This window comes from Paenibacillus sp. JQZ6Y-1, from assembly GCF_040719145.1.
Lineage (GTDB): Bacteria > Bacillota > Bacilli > Paenibacillales > Paenibacillaceae > Saccharibacillus > Saccharibacillus kandeliae.
Genome location: NZ_JBFDUZ010000001.1, coordinates 276,083 through 297,366 on the forward strand (window position 1 = coordinate 276,083; position 21,284 = coordinate 297,366).

Annotated in this window: 12 protein-coding genes; 8 read left to right on the top strand and 4 right to left on the bottom strand. The window is 49.5% G+C overall.

Going from position 1 to position 21,284, the window contains the following annotated elements:
• Nucleotides 1–243 precede the first annotated feature (243 nt).
• Nucleotides 244–1,461: a GNAT family N-acetyltransferase gene (locus ABXR35_RS01145; protein WP_367054295.1), complete on the bottom strand. Its 1,218-nt coding sequence runs from the start codon at nucleotides 1,459–1,461 to the stop codon at nucleotides 244–246.
• Between the two features lie 406 nt (nucleotides 1,462–1,867).
• On the opposite strand from ABXR35_RS01145, the gene ABXR35_RS01150 reads away from it, so the two are divergent.
• The 3 genes from ABXR35_RS01150 to ABXR35_RS01160 all read left to right on the top strand — a co-directional run bounded on the left by ABXR35_RS01150 (nucleotide 1,868) and on the right by ABXR35_RS01160 (nucleotide 4,407).
• On the top strand, nucleotides 1,868–2,803 hold the full coding sequence (locus tag ABXR35_RS01150; RefSeq protein WP_367061057.1) for a helix-turn-helix transcriptional regulator: 936 nt from the start codon (nucleotides 1,868–1,870) through the stop codon (nucleotides 2,801–2,803).
• 80 nt (nucleotides 2,804–2,883) lie between these two features.
• Complete coding sequence (locus ABXR35_RS01155; RefSeq protein WP_367054297.1) at nucleotides 2,884–3,384, top strand: DinB family protein; 501 nt, start codon at nucleotides 2,884–2,886, stop codon at nucleotides 3,382–3,384.
• Nucleotides 3,385–3,426: 42 nt separating this feature from the next.
• Entirely contained in the window at nucleotides 3,427–4,407 is a 981-nt protein-coding gene (locus ABXR35_RS01160; protein WP_367054300.1) for a BtrH N-terminal domain-containing protein, read from the top strand.
• A 288-nt stretch (nucleotides 4,408–4,695) separates the two neighbouring features.
• On the opposite strand, the gene pruA is transcribed toward ABXR35_RS01160, so the two are convergent.
• Entirely contained in the window at nucleotides 4,696–6,267 is a 1,572-nt protein-coding gene (pruA, locus tag ABXR35_RS01165; protein WP_367054303.1) for an L-glutamate gamma-semialdehyde dehydrogenase, read from the bottom strand.
• A gap of 219 nt (nucleotides 6,268–6,486) precedes the next feature.
• On the opposite strand from pruA, the gene ABXR35_RS01170 reads away from it, so the two are divergent.
• Nucleotides 6,487–8,253 (top strand): sigma-54 interaction domain-containing protein, encoded by a 1,767-nt coding sequence (locus ABXR35_RS01170; protein WP_367054305.1) that lies wholly within the window; start codon nucleotides 6,487–6,489, stop codon nucleotides 8,251–8,253.
• A gap of 126 nt (nucleotides 8,254–8,379) precedes the next feature.
• Here the strand turns inward: ABXR35_RS01170 and ABXR35_RS01175 are convergent, their stop codons facing one another.
• Together ABXR35_RS01175 and ABXR35_RS01180 are read right to left on the bottom strand one after the other, a co-directional pair.
• Nucleotides 8,380–9,294, bottom strand: a complete 915-nt coding sequence (locus tag ABXR35_RS01175; RefSeq protein ID WP_367054308.1) for a proline dehydrogenase family protein — start codon at nucleotides 9,292–9,294, stop codon at nucleotides 8,380–8,382.
• Between the two features lie 405 nt (nucleotides 9,295–9,699).
• A complete protein-coding gene (locus tag ABXR35_RS01180) occupies nucleotides 9,700–11,370 on the bottom strand; it encodes a methyl-accepting chemotaxis protein (RefSeq protein ID WP_367054310.1) in 1,671 nt (556 codons plus the stop codon).
• Nucleotides 11,371–11,714: 344 nt separating this feature from the next.
• Between ABXR35_RS01180 and ABXR35_RS01185 the strand changes: the two genes are divergently transcribed.
• From ABXR35_RS01185 to ABXR35_RS01200, 4 genes are all read left to right on the top strand, one after another.
• A complete protein-coding gene (locus tag ABXR35_RS01185) occupies nucleotides 11,715–12,950 on the top strand; it encodes an aminopeptidase (RefSeq protein ID WP_367054312.1) in 1,236 nt (411 codons plus the stop codon).
• 620 nt (nucleotides 12,951–13,570) lie between these two features.
• On the top strand, nucleotides 13,571–15,958 hold the full coding sequence (locus tag ABXR35_RS01190; RefSeq protein WP_367054314.1) for a glycoside hydrolase family 3 N-terminal domain-containing protein: 2,388 nt from the start codon (nucleotides 13,571–13,573) through the stop codon (nucleotides 15,956–15,958).
• Between the two features lie 257 nt (nucleotides 15,959–16,215).
• Nucleotides 16,216–19,908, top strand: a complete 3,693-nt coding sequence (locus ABXR35_RS01195; RefSeq protein ID WP_367054317.1) for an alpha-mannosidase — start codon at nucleotides 16,216–16,218, stop codon at nucleotides 19,906–19,908.
• Nucleotides 19,905–21,233, top strand: coding sequence for a glycoside hydrolase family 125 protein (locus ABXR35_RS01200; RefSeq protein ID WP_367054320.1), 1,329 nt, complete (start codon nucleotides 19,905–19,907; stop codon nucleotides 21,231–21,233). The genes ABXR35_RS01195 and ABXR35_RS01200 overlap by 4 nt, the downstream gene beginning before the upstream one ends.
• The last annotated feature ends 51 nt before the right edge of the window (nucleotides 21,234–21,284 follow it).

Below are 21,284 nucleotides of genomic sequence, written 5' to 3' on the forward strand. Positions count from 1 at the left end.
TGCAGGATTGGGATGGCATCGTTGTGATTGGGTGCTGGTGGTAAGACGGGAATGGTTGCTTTGTTGCGCTATTATTCTTTTAACCAAAATGTGGGTGGATGGCTGCGCGGAATGGAGCTAGGATAAGTAAAAAAATGTAGACAGAAGAGCAGCAGCTAATGTAGGAAAGAGATATACATCGTAGGATGCGAGTGTTTCCGCTATCCTATGAAGTTCCTATCTAGCTGCTGCTGCTTTTTTATATTAAATAAAATAGAGTCCGTACATGTACGGGAGGGCGACAGTAGGGAAGCCGGTCAGGTGTTGGGACAGGACTTCGGTATACGGGTTGAACAGGAGAGAGCAAAGTTCTTGATCATCTTGAATCACATACGTGTTCTGTGGGGTTTCTAGGGTGTAGCTATTGTCTGGGTTGTTGGTGATTTGGAGATCGTTGTTTTCGGCTAGTCCGTGCAGTAAGCCGGTTTGGGCGAGCAGGGCTTCACTGTTGATAATCATCATAGTACCGCCATTGCGAACGGCAGACACCGTGACGCCAGCTTCTTGGGCGGTGGTGAGCATTTGTTGTTCTTGCCATGGGATGGTTGCGGACAGGGAATCCAGTTGGAAACGACAAATCGCTTCGCCCCATAGTTCACGTACGGCATCTGGTCTACCTGCCCATTCAATGACAGAGCCACGACGAGGTTCGTTGGTATGAGCTGCTGCGGATGTGGATGATTGTTCCGTAGTAGAGAGAGCAGGATGAGGAGGAATCGCAGCATCGGTGGAATCGGAAGAATTGACAGCGTTTGGCGTATCCATTGGAATCGATAAGACGACAAAAGCAGCGATGCCGTTTGGTGTCGCGGCGACAAGGATGTGCTGCTGTTGACGGTTCACATGTGCCATCGCTTCGGCATGGATCATCAGCTGCATTTCACTAAGGCTCATATTGATATGGGCGCTTGGACGTTGCAGCAGCGCATGTACGGCGAATATATCCTGCGCTTTCATCGGGCGAATATCCCACAGATTGGAGGATTGCCATTGCGATGAGACATCGTGCGAGATGGTTGTCTGATGAATATGACCGAAAAATTGACTGCCTGCCCGTGTATACAGGGAGCGGTCGCCGGAAATGAACAGCAGCGATGCGCCAGCATCAATAGCATGCTGCGTGCATTGCGCTAGCAATTGTCCAGCAAGACGCTGTCCGCGATAATCTGGATGCGTACATACAGCACCGATAGAAAAGGCGGACAGAATATGCTTACCAGAGGACACCTGTACTGGCACCAATCCCATAAATGAAACCAATTGACCCTCTTCGGTAAAAGCACCATACGAATGACTAATGCCCGGACGGAATAATGTAGGAAACGAATGCTCCATATATCGCTCTCCGGTGGCGCAAAACACCTGCTCTGCCAATTCCACTGCCATCTGTAATTCATTATTATGTACTCTGCGAATATTCATTCTGATTCCTCCCGATAGATGCTAGTGTTTTTAAAGTTAAAGCGCTGTAACTTTAGCATACATGAATATAGTATTCATAGCGATGGGTCGTGCATCGGCTTGTGAATGATCATAGCATAGAACACCCAGTTATCATCCTAACACGACAAAAAAGGAACACGCTGTCATTGTGACTGATTTGCACGCAAAGTGCAATAGTGGCAGCATGTTCCATAGACAGATAGAAGGAATACATCCTCTATAGTGACGTTTGCCAAAAAGCATATAAAATATAAATAGAGCTATATCAAAAACACAAACAGCAATCAGAGGGAATATACATTGAATACAAAGCCATTGTAAAAACTGTCATTCATCCAATAATCATAATAGATTCCGTACACGAAAGGAGCCGTTTCCGTTGAAAATGTATCGTCTGCTTGCCATCACGATGATGCTATTAAATCGCAAGCGTATTAGCGCCAAGGAGTTGTCTGAACGCTTTGAAATTTCACTACGCACCGTATACCGCGATGTGGAAACGATTATGCAGGCAGGCATTCCTATTTTGTCTCATGCGGGTGCGAATGGTGGGTATGAGATTATGGAGCAATATCGATTAGACCGGCAGTTTTTATCTATCGAAGAATTACAGTCCATTATCATTGGATTAAAAGGAATCTCGGTCGGCATTGGCGAGCAGGAAGTCGGCATGCTGCTCGATAAAGTAGGTGCGCTCATAGCCAAGTCAGAGCACAGCACACTCGCCGAGCTGAACAATCAATTTGTTATCGATCCGAATCCGTGGTGTAGCAGTAGAGACAAGGATAAGCTGGACTGCATTCGCAGCGCCACTCGTCAGCGTCAACTGCTGCGATTCGTCTATACCGACTTTCAAAGTAGACTGTCTACGCGCACCGTTGAGCCTATGACCATTGTGATGAAGGGCTTTAGCTGGTACCTGCATGCGTTTTGTTTACTACGGCAGGAGTTTCGGATCTTTCGTTTGTCTCGTATGAAAGACATTCAGCTTCTGCCAGAGCTGTTTATACGCCGATCAGAGCCAGTTCTTACCCTGAGCTATGGGCAGAATCGTCCAGCTTCGACCTCTTACGTCAAGCTAGTGCTACAGCTACAGCCGGATGCACGTGCACAGGCGGAGGATTATTTTGGTGCCGAGCAGATCGTTACTCAGCCGGACGGGACGCTGCTTGTTACTTCGCAGCAACCGGAAGGAACTTGGCTATACCATATGCTGCTTAGTTATGGACCGAGCCTACGAATTGTGGAGCCTATACGTATTGCCCAGATTGTCAAAGAAAAGGCTCAGCAAATTGTAGAACTCTATGCTGCGAAACACTGACACACTGTTGTCAGTGGAGGTTGTCTACAATGGGAGGACAACTCGCCAATTCACGGCGTTGATCCCAAAGGAGGCTTTTTATGTTTACTACGATTCCCGCTTTTGTAGACGAGTGGCGCAGTGTATCATCCCATACGCAGCGTGTACTGGATGTACTGACCGATGCTTCGCTGAATCAGGGTAGCGAGTCCAATATCCGACCGCTTGGACAGATCGGCTGGCATATCACGACTACCATTCATGAGATGGTGTCACGTACTGGGCTGCAATTTGTCGCGCCTGAGGGCGAAAAGAAGGCACCTGCTTCCGCAGCGCAGATTGCTGAGGCATATCGCTTGGTTTCTCAAGGTATGTTGGAAGCGATACAACAGCAATGGACCGATGCCAATTTGACAGAAATGAGCGATATGTATGGCGAGTCTTGGGCAAACGGACTCACCTTACGCGCTGTTATCGCTCATGAAATTCATCATCGGGGACAAATGTCGGTATTGATGCGCCAAGCTGGATTACGTGTGCCGAGCATATACGGACCTACACGAGAGGACTGGATTGAGCAAGGGATGCAGCCAGCATTATAGGGATAGTTAACCGCGATGCCAAGAGAGTAGGAGAAGGTATACATGACTACAATCATTGAAGACTTTGTTCCATATACAGGTGATCATTGCGAGACGACCGCGATCGGCAATCTATTGCAGCATGCTGGCATTCATGTGTCTGAGCCTATGCTGTTCGGTCTGGGGCAAGGGCTGGGCTTCATTTATTGGGATTCCAAAGTCATGGAATTTCCTTTTATCGGGGGACGAAGTAAACCCGATACGGTGATTGCGCATCTTGCCGAAGCTCTTGGATTCATAATGAATGTGCAAGAAACATCGTCCGTTTCCAAAGCATGGCAACATGTACAGGCTCCTATCGAACACGGTATGCCGGTCGGTGTAAAACTGGATTCATATGATCTGGATTATTTTACAAACAAAGTCCATTTCGCTGGTCATTATGCTGTCATCTATGGCTTTGATGAGGAATACGCCTATATGGCGGATACCGAGCAGCAGGGCAGTCTTGTACAAACTCGACGAACAAGCCTATCTGCTGCTAGACAGGCAAAGGGATTCATGAGCTCACGTAATCGTTCCTTTACACTGGGGAAGATGGACTCATTCCCACCGCTTGCTCCTGTGATCCGTCAAGCGCTAACGAACAATGCGCATAGCTATCTGAATGCGCCGATACGCAACATCGGCAATGCAGGCATCATCAAAATGAGCAAAGAAATCGTCAAATGGCATGAACGCACAAATGATATACAACACCACTTCTGCTTGACTGCAATGCTGATGGAGCGAGCGGGAACAGGGGGCGCATTATTTCGGAATCTCTATCGTGATTTTCTGAGAGAATGCAGCGAATTACTAGATGACTCGGCAATCGAACAAGCTTACCGCTCATTTTCACAAATTGCCCCGCTATGGGTCGCTGTCTCTACAGCAATCGACCATGCAGGCAACACAGGAGATGAGCAGCATGTACGACAAGCTTCGGCTCTGTTAGTAGAGATTGCCGACAAAGAACGCACTGCGATGGAGTTGTTGCTATAGCAAGCTTTAGCTGTATATGTATATGCGTAAGTCCGTACAAGTAAAGATATATGCTTTATGTACACAGAACAGAACCTCGGTCGGCAAGCGTAGCAAACTCATAGTTTTTGGATGGATCAGCTTCCGCATATATCAACTTTCGTATAAATAACTCATACTCTCCGATTTCATTAAAAAAGCAGCGATGTCTCCTACGTAATCATAGGATTCATCGCTGCTTTTCATGCGTTATGCTATTGTTTCGATCTCATATACCTGATTCATTCATACTTAGCATCTGTCCAGCCGTTAGCCTAGCTTGCGCGAAGTCAGCTTGGCTTGTGTGAACAGCAGCAGGTAATCATGCCCTCCGGCTTTGGAGTCGGTGCCTGACATATTGAAGCCGCCAAATGGATGTGCGCCAACCAGTGCGCCTGTGCATTTGCGGTTGATATACAGATTGCCGCAGTGCATCGTTTCTAGTGCTTCGTTAATCCGCTCGTCATTGGTGGAAAAGAAGGCGCCGGTCAGACCGAACTCGGTATCATTGTAAATGTCGATCGCCTCGCGGTAATCGGCAGCCGGGCATAGTGCCAATACAGGACCAAAGATTTCCTCCTGCATAATACGGGCTTTGCGATCCACATCGGCAATAATGGTCGGCTGGATATAATAGCCGTTGCCTTCCGCACGTTTGCCACCAGCAAGCAGACGTCCTTCGGTTTTGCCGATTTCGATATAGCTCATAATTTTATCGCAGGATGCTTGGTCAATGACCGGTCCAGCAGGATAGTTGTCCTCAGGTAGCCCGCTAGACAATTTGCCAGTCAGCTCCACAACCTTTTGTACGAGCTGGTCATATACCGATTGTACGATGACAGCGCGTGATCCGGCAGAGCACTTTTGACCTTGGAAGCTGAAGGCAGAGGAGACGATCGCTTGTGCTGCTGCGTCCAGATCAGCTGTCTCATCGACTACGATGCCGTCCTTACCACCCATTTCGGCGATCAGACGCTTGATCCAAATTTGACCGTCTACCGTATCGGCAGCCAGCTTGCTGATGCGCAGTCCCACTTCCTTAGAACCGGTGAAGCTGACAAAACGAGTTTTTGGATGCGTGGTCAGATAATCGCCGACCTCGGCACCACTGCCCGGTACATAGTTGAGCACGCCCGCTGGCAGCCCAATTTCCTCCATCAGCTCGACAAATTTATGCGCAATCGCCGGTGTGGTGGATGCTGGTTTGAGCAGCACGGTATTGCCGGATACAATCGCAGCAGTAGTCATACCAACACAGATGGCGAGTGGGAAATTCCACGGCGGAATCACGATGCCGACACCAAGCGGGATATACGTCAAACGATTCTGCTCACCAGCAACTGGTGTCAGTGGCTGAGACTCGTTGATGCCGTCCAAGCGGATCATTTCGCGTGCATAAAATTCCATAAAGTCGATGGCTTCGGCGGTGTCTGCATCAGCTTCGGCATAGTTTTTGCCCGATTCCAGAATCATCAGCGCTGAAAATTCATGCTTGCGCTCTCTCATCAGTTGGGCGGCATGGAACAGATAATCAGCGCGCTGACGTGCAGGTACCTGTTTCCATGTTTCAAAGGTGGACAGTGCGGTTTGCATCGCTTGTTCTGCCAACTCACGGGTAGCTTTGCTTACTAGTGCGATGGTTTGGTCTGTATTGCCGGGATTGATGGACGTAATCACATCGTCAGTAAATATTTTCTCACTGCCGATATGCAGCGGAATTTTGCGACCTAATGTACTCTTTTCACTATCCAGTGCTTGTTTCATGGCATCGCGGTTTGCGGGTACGCTAAAATCAACAAAAGGTTCATTGGCAAATGGTTTGATATTCGTTACTTTACTCATGGTCGGATACCCCTTTCGAATGGTCAAGCCTTGGAATGAGATTGGTTGATTGCTCGTATTGCCTGTTCAAGTCACAGCGACAGGTGAACAGCCGCTCATAATGTCCATATATGGTGCACAGACAGCAGCATATGCCTTGTAGAGCGCCATGCCAGCGGTTGTAACGAATGGAAAGCTCATGTAAAATGGATACAAAATAACACGAAGTGAGAGGTTGTCATGTTCAATAATGAACAGATCAGGTTGGAGAAGCAATGGACACAGCTGAATATACAGGATGAGCGTGACAGACTGCTGGATGTACTGGAAAACGGGCAGGCTGTGTATGTGCAGACGACAGACGGACATTATGTGTGGACGGCAGACGATTTGCGTTTCTGGCGTCATTGGAATGGTACGATGCAACAAGGCGCGAATCTGTTTGCACCATCACTGGTCTTCACGTCAGATCAATGGACATCGCAGATCGAATGGTCTCGTCTGCTATTGCAGCAGAATCAGCGTCCGCTGCTGGTGACAGAGAGCGGGAAAAGCCCTTCATTGCTCGGCTGGATCAGCGTGGGCGAGCTGGTGAATCAGCTGGCAGCACAGAAGCGCCGGACGGAGCTGTATTTGCAGGTGCTGCTTGATACGATGACCGACGCCGTTACTGCGGTGGATCGTGACGGTACTGTTCGATGCTGGAATGATATTGCCGCTAGCATGTACGGCATTCCACAGGAGCAGATTATCGGTCGCCAGATCGGTGAGCATTTTAGCCCGGAATCGCTCATGCTGCTTCAGGTGCTGGACAAAGGGCGACGTGTACGCAACATGTATCACAAATCATCTGAAGGTACGCATGTGCTCATTAATGCTTCCCCGATTTTGGACGATGCTGGCACCATTATCGGTGGTCTTGCCTCCGAGCAGGACATTACTCACCTCGTCAAGCTGAACGAAGAATTATCCACCGCACAGGCGAGCATTCACGAAACCTTGCCGCGTGGCGACGATCCATTTACCCTGATGGATGGGCAGAGTCACAGCATCAGTAAGGTCGTACGCATCGGGAAAAAAGTCGCTGAGCTGAATACGCCCGTGCTGCTGTACGGGGAGCCGGGTTCAGGCAAAGAGCAGCTGGCACGTGCGATTCACCTTGCTGGTGCGCACGGCGATGCGCCGTTTCTGAGCATCAACTGCGGAGCGATTCCGCCTGGGCTACTAGACAGCGAGCTGTTCGGCTTTATCGGAGGCACATATTCTGGTCAGGATATTCAGGAAGCGGGCAAGCTAGAGCAGGCAGGGTACGGAACGTTATTTCTTAATGAAATCCATCGACTCACCCCAGATATGCAAAACAAGCTGTACCGTGCGCTCAAATCTCGTTCCTTCCGCCGTTATGGTGGTCAGGAGGAATTGCCGCTGCATACTCGCATCATCGCTGCTAGCCGTTCCGATCTAGAGCAGTTGGTCGCCGCCGGACAATTCAGTTCCGAGCTGTACTACGCGCTTGGTGTAGTCAGCATTACTGTGCCGCCGCTGCGTGAGCGCAGGGAGGACATTGCGATTCTAGTGCACATGTATTTGCGCGAGTTTGCGATGCAATACCGTAAACCATTGCCCAAAGCCGCACCAGATGTGATGTTTGCCTTTGCCCGTTACGATTGGCCCGGCAATGTGGCAGAGCTGCGCGCCGTGATCGAGCGCTGCGTGATCCTGAGCGATGGGGATGAGTTGCAGCCTGAGCTGCTGCCAGATGTGTTTCAAGCATTTCTGCATTTGCCTGTCTCCGCACCTGTTCATCTGCCGACGCGTCAGCAGCCTGATGGCGAATCGCCTATTCAACATCAGGGGCTGAAAGCCCGTATTACCGATGAAGAGGAAAAGCAACGGATTGAGGAAGCCATTCGCAAAGCATCCGGTAACAAAAGCACCGCCGCCCGTCTACTTGGCATCTCGCGCGGCACGCTGTACAACAAGATGATCAAGCACCAACTTCATTGAGTGAATCGAATGTACGTGAACGGAAGAATATACGAGATATGGCGAACCTGTCATGTCTCGTTTTCTATGCAATATCGAACGGTCCGCCCAGCTGCACAGCTTCATCGCATGAGAGGTTGGCGGATATTAGCGAAATAGATTTTTCATGACAAACCATACATTCGCTGGGCGTTCAGCAAGCCGCCGCATATTGTAACCAAACCAATCGCGTCCATACGGTACATAAATGCGCACCTTGTAGCCTTCCTGCACAAGTCGCTTCTGCAAATCCTCGCAAATGCCATACAACATCTGAAATTCAAACTGCTCGCGCGGAATATTTTTGTCCGTCACCAGTTGCTTCACAAACCGCACAATAGTTTCATCATGGGTAGCGATGGCGGTATAATTGCCGTGAGCCAGATGCTGCGCAATGATTTTGCGGTAATTGGCATCCACATCTTCTTTGGCTGGAAAAGCTACAGACGCTGGTTCCTTGTAAGCCCCTTTGACCAACCGTAGATTCGCATGTAGCCCATTCAGATCGTCAATATCCTGAGCTGTACGGAATAAATATGCTTGCAGCACAATGCCCACATTATCAAACGATTGCCGTAATTCGCGATACAAATCCAGCGCTGGCTGACAATGCGCATAATCCTCCATATCAATCCGCACAAAATTGCCGTACCCCTTCGCCTTTGTCAAAATCTGCACCATATTGTCCAAACAAAGTTGCCGATCCAGATCTAATCCTAGCGACGTTAACTTGAGCGACAAATTCGATTGCACGCCACTATCATGAATCGCATCTAGCGTCGCCAAGCACATGTGTAGCGAATCCAACGCTTCTTGTCGCGTCGAAATAAATTCCCCCAGATGATCCAACGTCGCCAGTCGACCATCCCTATTCAACTGCCGGACTGCCTGAACCGCTTCCTCCACCGTCACCCCAGCAACAAACCGTTTGGCACCAAAGCGCAACCCATACTTCTTCGCCATCCGATTCGCCGATGGATTTTTAGCAAGGGATTGAAACACATTGCGAAGCATCGTTTCCATAATACCCCTCTTTTCCATAAAAACTGGTTGAATTCAACTCCATTCTATTCACTCTCTCCGCAAATGTACACAAAAATGTTCAAAATAATACGAAAAATTGTGAAAAAGTTTGTTTTTATTTGATATATTGTTCAATATTGAACAAATTACTATAAGAACTAAAAATTGTTAGGATAAGCGATATAGCAAAGCAACACAAGGCATAGGTGGACACAAGCAATCACCAGAGTTGAATGTGTAGGCAACCAGTTAACGTATGTTTGGAAACGAACAAGAACCTTCCAGCCCGAAGATGGCGGAAGGTTCCTGTTTGTGTAAATATACCATTTTGTCTGGATAGCCAATATAGATCATCAGGTGGATATAACGTACAGACCATAGTACACGTATACGATTCAGCGTTATTTAGGAAGCAATATCGGTTACAGGTGCAGACGATGGAATAGGCGAAGTGGATGAATGAGAGTCGGCAGATGACGAATGAGGGTCTGTAGTTTTGCCTACGTCATCACGAGTAGATACAGGCTCCTGATCGGCACGTTGCTGTCGGCTAAACTGTTGCACCAAGCTACTTAGCTGATCGCTCATTTGGTTTAATTGGTCCGCTTCATTACGAACTGCATAGCTATGCTCCAGCTGTTGATTCACAGTGCCAGCGACCGTTTGCTGGCTATTCAGCGATTGCTGGATCATTTCGGTCACATAATGGGTCGCTTCATTGACCGCTTCAGCATTGCGATCCAATTCCAGTGTACGCATTGTAATCTGCTCCACTTGCTGCCCATTAAGCTTGGTCGCGTCTACAATATCACGAAATGTCTCATGAGTTTGTTTGACATCGTCTAGCGTCAAGCGCATCTGTTGTGCGCCACGTTCGGATGATTGCAGTGCATTGCCAGTTGCACCGGTAAATTCATGAATAATCGTAGACATGCGTTTCAGCGCATCGCTGGTTTCGACGGACAGCTTTTTCACCTGCTGAGCAACAACGGCAAAGCTTTTGCCATGTTCACCCGCACGCGCTGCTTCGATAGCGGCGTTCAGGGATAGCAGATTGGTTTCCTCGGCAAGATGGGCAATGATTTCGATAAAACGGGCAATTTCCTGTGCACGCTCATCTACGCCGTAAATCCCGGCAGCCATTTGCTCGACATCTGCCTGCAAGGAAGCGATGCGTTCGGTAATTTGATCTAGCGATTGCCTGCCATATTGGGCGCTATCAATCGTAGTCGCGGATGATTGACGGAGTTGTTCAAGTGCGCTAGCAATATCGTGAATGGCGGCAGTCATCCGATTCAGCTTGTCTTCGCTTTGCTGCTGGGAAGGCAACAGCTGATCTGTTGCGGCGGTGCTGATTTGCTCAACAGAGCGAGCGATTTCTTCAGATAGTAAAACGAGTGATTGGGCATTCGTCTGCAATGCACCGGCAGATTGCTCCATATATTGCCCGGTATGCTGCAAATTGTCCAAGGCGGTACGATTCAACTCGTCAGCGCTACTCTTTTGCGCTTCCAGTGAGCGAGTGGTGCGGTGTTTGGTCACAATGAGCAGGCTGGCAGCAGCGCTTGTCAGCAGCAGAAATACCGCATGAATCAGCAGTAGGGAGAAGGAATAATTCATATGTCCACAGATCAGTTCAGGAAAGAGGAAGAAGCCTGCGATATGATGGACGGCAAAAATCACTGTCGTCAACAGTACCATCTTTAACGAATCGTAAAAGGCGACAAAAGCGACAACCATAAAGACCGAAAAGTGGTACTCCACCAATCCGTCACCAGCAGCGATCAGGGCGATACTGCCAAAGGTAAGGATTAGCGTATTGAGCACAGGCAAATAGGAGTGAAGAGGCTGCTTGGTAAACAGAACAAGCGAAATAATGAATAGAGTAAGCGGAATAGCGAGCAATACATACCGCATTGGTTGCACATGATCCATGCTGCCATGTGACATATGATCCATGTTCATATCCATTGGAACTGGAATAATTGTTGTAAACGTATGCAGCGCAAATACGATAAAAGAGAGCGCTACCGTAACTAGGCATAACAAATTCATGACTTTGTTTTTTTCATACATCAAGAGGGGCTCCTTTGGGCATCAAGATCAGTAGTGGGGTAGAGATGATAGGCAGGGTGATGTCGGATGGGGGATTAAACGGTATAATGAAAAGATAGTGACGATACATATCCTTCATGACCTGTTTGATATCCGTCGTATCACGTCATAGATAGCTTATACACTGAAAAGTTTAATATTGAATCATTGGTTGTGTACGATATTATAGGACGTGATTCAGTGGAAAGAAACTATTTTCGACAAAATTCATCAAATCTACATCTAATTTTGTCGAATGTATAAACAGGTGTTGGAACAAGGAAAAAGATGTATCGATTTTAGCGACAGACAAGGGGACCGAGCAGATGAGTACATTTACAAACATGTTGGAAAAATACGCCGAGCTGGTAATCAAGGTAGGGGTGAATATTCAGCCTGGACAGGTGCTGATCGTGAATGCACCACTGGAAACGGCTGATCTTACCCGCTTGATCGTTGCTAAGGCATATGATGCTGGTGCCAAATACGTCATTGTGGATTGGGATGATGAAGCAGTCACTCGTATCCGTTACGAGCATGCAGCCGATGATACGTTTGACTACTACCCACAATGGCAGGCGGATATGATGGAGAAGTTTGCGGAAGAGGGCGGCGCTATTCTGCGCATCAAAGTACCGAATCCAGAGCTATTTACCGGTATCGATTCATGGAAAGTATCTACCTCAGTTAAGGCGGCAGCCATCGCGAATGAAAAATATAGCGTCTTTACGCGCAACAGCCGCATTAGCTGGTCGCTGATCAAAGCGCCAACCGCAGCATGGGCAGACAAAGTGTATGCCGATCTGCCCGAAGCGGAACGTATTCCAGCGATGTGGGAAGCGATCTTCATGATGAATCGGGTCAAAGAAGATAATGATCCAGTTGCTGCATGGCGCGAGCATATTGAACATCTGCGTCAAGGCAAAAACCTGCTAAACGGCAAGAAATACAAAAGCCTGCATTACCGCGCACCCGGAACCGATCTGCATGTCCAACTGCCAGAAGGTCATCTGTGGCGCAGTGGTGGTGGTGAAAATGAAGCTGGCGTTTATTTTGTCGCTAATATGCCGACCGAGGAAGTGTATTCGATGCCGCATCGGAATGGCGTCAATGGTACTGTGACAAGCACGATGCCGCTGAATTTGAATGGTCGTCTGGTGGAGGGGATTCAATTGACCTTCAAGGATGGCAAAGTGGTAGAGTATGACGCTACATCTGGTCGCGAGCATCTGACTTCGCTGCTGGAAACGGATGAAGGTGCGCTGCATCTGGGCGAAGTGGCACTGGTGCCATACGATTCCCCCATCTCTAACCTAAACCGTATTTTCTACAACACTGGTATTGATGAGAATGCGTCCTGCCACTTTGCACTGGGTAGCGCGTATCCGACCAATCTGGAGGGCGGCACCAAGATGAGCAAGCAGGAGCTACTGGATCATGGCGCCAATGTCAGTCTGACGCATGTGGACTTTATGGTTGGCTCCGCAGAGCTGGATATTGACGGCGAATTGCCGGATGGCACGACTGAGCCAGTATTCCGCAAAGGCAACTGGGCATATTGAGCTTTGGCAAAATACAAGAGGTAACAGATAGTCGGTTAGGATTGAAGTGAAGGTGAAAGTGGAAGTGGAAGGAAAGTGAAATAAAAGTGAAATAAAAGGAGCAGTGTCTATATATGACACTGCTCCTTTTTGCATGGACGGCATAGCATCTCACGCAGCCTGCCATCGACATGATCAGATGGTGAAATTCTTTTTATTTTGTGAAATTCTTTTTCATTTCTCTAGATTGCGTCCAGCTTCTCTATGCTGTCATAGCCGAAGGATGATATGGTAAATGACGTATAATCGTTTGAAAATAACGAAGGATACTCATTTCGACCTGTATATTCCCGATTTCTTTACAAAGGATATAGACACCTCGAGGTGGAAGTTACTTTGCGATTTTCAAGTAGAATTGAAAATAATTTTTATGATCAAAAATAAATCTTTTATCATTTCTAGACAGGTATCCCCGTTTCTAGGCAGAAGTACTACACACAACCAGCCACTGTCGGCTGGTCCAACACAGAGCTGAAGCATCACCAAAACCAATATAGGATTGCGCCGCAGCCAAACATATTTCACATGCTACAAACTGCACAGGCAGCCGCGCCACGAAAGGATCAAAGGTGACCACACGTATGAGTTACAAGGACCCATCGACACCGTTGCAGGAACGAGTACAGGATTTGCTGGCACAGATGACGCAGGATGAGAAGATCGGACAATTGGTGCAGCCGTTCGGCTGGCGCATGTTTGACAAAAACGAAGACGGTACAATCACGCTGACCGAAGCGTGTAAGGAAGATATTCTGGCTGGAAAAATTGGCGCCCTCTATGCGGCATTGCGCGCTGATCCTTGGACCGAGGTTACGTTGGAAACGGGGCTGTCGCCGCGTGAAGGAGCAGCGGCATTGAATGCGATTCAGCAATTCGCCATCGAACACTCGCGGCTGGGCATTCCACTCATGTTCGGCGAGGAATGCTCGCATGGACATATGGCAATCGGCGCAACTGTTTATCCTGTGCCGCTATTGGCAGCTAGCACATGGAACCTAGAGCTGTATGAGCAGATGTGTCATGCGGTAGCAGTGGAGACGCGAAGTCAGGGTGGCGTGGCAACCTACTCCCCCGTACTGGACATCGTGCGCGATCCACGCTGGGGACGTACCGAAGAGACATATGGTGAAGACCCGTATCTCGCGTCGCAGCTAGCGATAGCGGCGGTGCATGGATTGCAGGGAGAAGCGCTTGATGCACCGGATAGTGTGATTGCGACGCTGAAGCATTTTGCCGGATATGGCGCTTCTGAGGGTGGACGCAATGCTGCACCTGTACATATGGGCATGAAGGAATTGCATGAAGTCGATCTGATGCCGTTTCGCAAAGCGGTAGAAGCCGGCGCTGTCTCCATCATGACCGCTTATAACGAAATCGACGGCGTGCCGTGTACATCAAGTGACTATCTGCTGGACGAATTGCTGCGTAAGCAGTGGGGCTTTGATGGGTTTGTCATTACCGATGCGAGTGCGATGAATATGCTCGTAGGCGGCTACAATATCGTGGAAACGGGTGAGCAGGCAACCGCCATTTCCCTAAAAGCAGGCATCGATCTGGAAATGTCCGGTTATATGTTTGGCAAATATCTCAAGTCCGCGCTAGAGCAGGGCATCGCCGAAGAGGCTCATTTGGATCAGGCAGTACGTCGTTTGCTAGAAATTAAATTCCGATTGGGCTTGTTTGACAACCCGTATGTCGATCCTGATCGGGCGGAGCGCTTGATTCATTCACCAGAGCATATTGAGCTAGCGCGCGAGGTCGCTCGGCAAGGCATAATATTGCTAAAAAATGACGCTTCCGCACTGCCGCTGTCCGCTACCAATATCGGTACAATCGCTGTAATCGGACCGAACGCGAACAAGCCGTACAATCAGCTGGGCGATTATACTTCTCCGCAGCCGGCTGGTAAAGTGGTCACGCCGCTGGAAGGCATTCGTCAGTATCTGGCAGCTACCGGACAGGAGGACTCTGTACTGTATGCACCCGGTTGCCGGATCAAGGACGGTTCACTGGAAGGCATTCCATATGCGCTGGAAGTCGCACAGCAAGCCGATACAGTGGTGCTTGTACTAGGCGGTTCTAGTGCACGCGACTTTGGCGAAGGGACGATTGATTTGCGTACGGGACAATCGCTCGTGCATGATTCCGAGGAAAGCGATATGGAGAGCGGCGAAGGCATTGACCGCGTGAATCTCAATCTCGCAGGAGCACAGCTAGAGCTGTTCAAGCAGATTCAGTCACTTGGCAAAAAGCTAATCGTGATCTATATCAATGGTCGTCCGGTATCTGAGCCGTGGATTGATGAGCATGCGCAAGCGATTGTGGAGGCATGGTATCCAGGGCAGGAGGGTGGACATGCGCTGGCGGACATCCTATTTGGCGACGTGAATCCGTCTGGGCGTCTGACCATATCCGTACCGAAGCATGTTGGACAATTGCCTGTGTATTACAACAGCAAGCGTACGCGCGGCAAACGATATCTGGAAATGGATCTGCAACCGGCGTATCCGTTTGGACACGGGCTAAGCTATACAACCTTTGAATATGCAAAGCCTGTCGTGCGTCCTATCAATGTCTCACTGGCGGCAATTGCAGCTACCCAATTTGCACAGACTGCTTCGAATGAATCAGATGCGTTGGCAACATTCAAGCATACGCCAGCAGCAATCGTAGCGGAAGTGGATGTAGAGATTACTAATACGGGTCATGTAGCAGGGTGGGAAGTAGCACAGCTGTACATTACCGATCTGGTTGCTACATGTACACGACCAGAAAAGGAACTGAAAGGATTTACACGAGTGTATGTAGAACCCGGTGAAACGAAAACAGTCACCTTTACCCTAACGACCGAGCATCTGGAATTGGTTACCTCTAAACTGGAACGGATTGTAGAAGCTGGCGAATTTCGTTTACAAATCGGGGGCAGCTCGGCAGATGGGCAGATAGCGTCCCTTACAATTACCGACTGAACCGTACAGTTGTATAAAGCCACCGCATAGGTAGCATATTGTCCGCTAACCCGCATGCTGAAAGGGCTGGTCATATGACACATATCCATTCATATCTGACATATTGTATCGATCTAGCACGTATAGCATAATTCCGGTAAGCTGTACTGCCTGATCGCGATTCGGCACGGGCAGTACAGCATATCTATGTTGTCTCAGTAAATTAGGTATACATTTCGTATCATTCCCATCGACCTTGGACTCTAGGGAGGCACACTATGCATCGTATTCAACGATTTCTTACACATCTGGCTGCTCATCAGTGGCTGGAACAGAGGGAACTGAAGCAATGGACAGTCGAGGAAGTACGCTATATTACAGCCGGACGCTACGAAGTGTTACAGCCGCGCCAAGCGAGCGATCTGACACTACGTGCAACGCACGGTATTACGTATATGCTGGAAAGTGATGTGCACATTCCGACGGAGTGGAAGGAGCATCCAGCAGCGATATTGTTTAGCGCTGGTGGTGGCGAAGGCTTGCTAAAGCTGAATGGTGAGTTTTACCACGGGCTAGATCGTAATCACCAGTTTGTACCGCTTCGTGCGGAGCATATCGGGCAGACGGTACACGCGGAGATTGAGCTATATGATCCGATTCCCGAACCGCATGATCCGTTAAATGGTCAGCCGGAATTCGTCGCGCCGCTAACCGGATTTACTGCCAGTCTGGTCAGCATCAACGCTGGATTGCGTAGCTTGATGCACAGTGTACGCTTGCTGCTGGATGCGTCACGTCGTTTACCGGAAGGAGAGCTTCGTCGCACCGATATTGAGCAAGCGCTTATCCAGTGTATGCAGGCGGCGTACGATCTGCCGCAGGAAGCATGGAAACTGGAGCAACCGTGGGTGCAATTGCAGCAACTGTTGCAGGAGCAAGTGGGCAAATATGCGCCAGATGCCGCTATCGATGGTCGGATGATCATGGTCGGTCAATCCCATATCGATATTGCATGGCTGTGGCCTGTACGCGAAACGGTGCGCAAAAGCAGCCGAACCTTTTCGACGATGTGTACACTGCTAGAGCAGTACCCAGAATTTGTGTACACCCAGAGTCAGCCGCAGTTGTTCGCTTATGTGAAGGATCACTACCCAGAGCTGTATGCCAAGATCAAGCAGTATGTCGCTGAAGGGCGCTGGGAGCTGGTTGGCGGGATGTGGGTGGAGCCAGATCTAAATATTCCGAGCGGCGAATCGCTGGCGCGTCAGCTGTTGTACGGACAACGCTTTTATCGGGAGGAATTTGGACAGACCTCATCCATCGAATGGCTACCGGATACGTTCGGTTATGCCGCTTCGTTGCCGCAGTTGCTGCGTCAGGCGGAGATTGATTATTTTATGACAACCAAGCTGAATTGGAATGATACAAATATCTTCCCTTATGATCTGTTCCAATGGGTAGGTATCGATGGTACGCCGGTCTTGTCGTATCTGAATCATGGGGTAAACGAGCATACGACGGTCAAGGACATCGACGAGCACTGGACATCGTTCCGGCAAAAGGATATTCACCCTGAGCAAATGCTGTTATACGGGCATGGTGACGGCGGTGGTGGCGTAACCGAGGAGATGGTCGAATATGTACAGCATGCGGAGTGGATGATCGGTCAGCCGAAAGCCGAATTTGGTACAGCAAAGGAATTTTTTGACCATACGCTGGAAAAAGGCGATGAGCTTCCGGTATGGCGCGGCGATCTGTATTTGGAGCTGCATCGGGGTACATATACGACCCAAGCGTGGAACAAACGCTACAACCGCAAAGCGGAAGTACTCTACCGCGAAGCGGAAATCTGGGAACAGCTGGCGGTGCTGCATATGAACCGCAGTAGTCTGGCAGCAAGCGAGATTCCGAATGATGTAACTGACGCGTTAGCTGATCCTGCTGGTGGACATGCAGTGCCATCGATAACGGATGCTGTAGAAGGCGATGCTGCACCATCGGCAGCCGACTTTTCGGTTAGTCCGCTTATTCTGGACAAAGCTGACGACCATGCGCCTATCACGGCAGAGTTATTCAAGGCAGGCTGGATTGGCATCATCCTGAATCAGTTTCACGATATTGTGCCGGGTTCTGCGATTACCGAAGTGTATCATACGTCAGATGTGGAATATGAGGAGATTCTGCGTATTGGGGAAGGCGCACTGGATCAGGCACTGGCAGTATGGACAGATTCACTATCCTTGTCTGGGGAAGGCACACCATATGCAGTATTCAATAGTCTCGGTTGGGAGCGCGACGAATGGGTGGAGATTCAAGGCGGTGACGATCTGAATCATATCGCTGCTTACGATGAACAGGGTCATCCACTAGCATTCGATATTATCGTCAATGAACTGGCAGAACCAGTTACAGAATTACCAGCCGCACCGCAGCTGCATGGTACCGCTGCTCGCAGCAAGCTGCCGGGACGCGTACCATACGGTGAGCAGAAAGAGGAATCTTCTACGCAGCAATCAGCTACAGCAAATGCTGACACTGATCATTCGCAACATGCCAATCATGAGACAGTAGTGAATCAGGATGCTACCCCATCGTTATTTACACTTCGTATTTATGTGCCATCCATTCCGGCGTTTGGCTATCGTGTCATCTGGCTGCGTGAAGCGAAAGCGGAGCTGCCATCCACGCCAGTCGTGCCGGATTACCAACCGGACGATCAACAGACGTATGAGCAGTTGGATGTGCATGAATACGAGCATGAGGACGATGTGCAAAGCCCGGCAGATGTTGTACTTGGCGCGCAGGTTCCAGCCATCTGGGAAACGCCGCATTATATCATTCGCTTCAATGAGCAGGGCGAGATCATTTCATTGTATGACCGAGAGTATAAGCGCGAAGTGCTGCAATCAGGGCAAGCGGGCAATGTGTTCGGATACTACCATGACCGACCGACATTGTGGGATGCGTGGGATGTGGACCCGCATTTTGACAATCAGGTAGCAGGAAAGGCGAATCTGGTATCCTCGCGTGTTGTGATGAAAGGGCGCACAGGCGATATTTTGCACTTCCGTTGGGAGCTGGGCGGTTCGATCATTACGCAGGACATCCATCTGTACCATCACCATCGTCGGATTGATTTTAAAACAGAAGTGGACTGGAATGAGAGTCACAAGCTGCTCAAAGTCGAGTTCCCGGTCGATCTGATCGCCGAGCAAGCGACGTATGAGATTCCATTCGGCGCGCTGGAGCGGACAATGAACAACAATACATCATGGGATCGTGCGCAATTTGAAGTGTGCGGGCATCGCTGGGCAGATGTGTCCGAGGGCAATTATGGCGTCAGTCTGCTGAATGATTGCAAATACGGCTATGACATCAAGCATGCACGTATACGCCTATCGCTGCTGCGCGCACCCAAATGGCCAGATGGCGAAGCGGATATCGGGCAGCATGAATTTACGTATTCCCTGCTTCCACATGGCGGTAACTGGCGCGAAGCGTATACAGTTCGGGCAGCAGCGGAGCTGAATCAACCGGCACCAGTACGCGAGATTTCTTATACGCCAAGCACCGATGATACCATTGCTACGCAGTCGCAGTCGCAGTCGCAGTCGCAGTCGCAGTCGCAGTCGCAGTCGCAGTCGCAGTCGCAGTCGCAGTCAGACAACGGCGGCGTGCAGTCGCTGCTGGATTACACAGGCGGACATATTGTGCTGGATAGCATCAAGCCAGCAGAGGATGGCGACGGGACGATTTTCCGATTCTATGAATCGTCCGGCAGTCGCGGCACAGCTACCCTTCGTCCGGGCAACTGGACTACATCGGAGCAGAACCGCAGCGGTCAATGGGTACGAACCAATCTGCTGGAAGATGAGCAGGAGCAGCTGGAAGCCGAAGACGGTACCATTATCATCTCCTTTACACCATACGAGATCAAAACGTTGAAATGGAAAGTAGGGACAACGCAATGACACAACCGATGGCGAATATTGCAATGAGTACGTTTGAATTACCGGAAGTGATCCAACAAACACTGGCGGAAGCGGAGCAGCGACTGGCACACCGTCCAAAGCTAGCGCAGCAATTCCGTAATTGCTTTCCGAATACATTAGAGACGACAACCAAGCTGCTGGATGATGGCACCACCTTTGTCATTACCGGCGATATTCCGGCGTTATGGCTGCGCGATTCGGTTGAACAGCTCATGCACTATGTACCGCTGTGCGGCAAGGATGAGCAGTTGCAGCGTATCATCAGCGGGTTGATTCGTCGTCATATGTTCTATTTATCCGTTGATCCGTATGCCAATGCCTTTAACGAAACCGCCAACGATTGGCATTGGGACCCAGCAGACGAGACGGAAATGGGACCGTGGGTATGGGAGCGCAAGTTTGAGCTGGATTCGCTTTGCTTTACGGTACGGCTGGCATATCAATATTGGAAGCACAGCGGTAATTCGGATATTTTCGATAGTGGATTTAAAGAAGGTCTGCGCAGCATATATAAGCTGTGGCGGACAGAGCAGCAACATATGGAAGAATCACCCTACCGATTTACCCGCCGCAATTGTCCAGCCATTGATACGATCCGCAATGGGGGGAAAGGCATGCCTGTTAACTATACCGGCATGATCTGGTCAGGCTTCCGCCCTAGCGATGATGCGTGCGATCTGCATTACAATATTCCGGCAAATATGTTTGCTGTCGTTTGTCTGCGTCAGATGCAGGAGATGGTGCGGTTTGTGTATCGCGATCTGGCGTTTGCCGAGGAACTGGCACAGATGGAAGAGGAGGTGCAGCATGGTATTGAGCTGTATGGCATTTACCGTCACCCGCAGTATGGTCCAATTTATGCGTACGAAACGGATGGATTTGGCAACTATTGCCTGATGGATGACGCAGGTACACCAAGCCTGCTGTCTATGCCGTATTTGGGCTATTGTGCACCGAATGATCAGATGTATTTGCAGACCCGCAAATTTATTTTAAGCAAAGAAAATCCGTTTTACTTTGAAGGCAAGGCTGCACGCGGCATGGGCAGCCCGCATACACCACCGGATTATGTGTGGCATATGGGCTTGTCGATGCAGGGGCTGACCGCCAGTACGGATAAAGAAATGCTGGATATGATTGATATGCTGGAGAGTACAGACGCAGATACAGGCTATATGCACGAAGGCTTTCATGCGGACGATCCGCATACCTTTACCCGCCCTTGGTTTGCATGGTCAAACAGTCTCTTCTCCAATCTGGTGTACACAGCTATGCAAAAAGGGCTACTGGATGCCCCCCATTGACCATTACGTTGTATCATTTCACTCATTCCAATTGATGATGAAGGGAGAGGC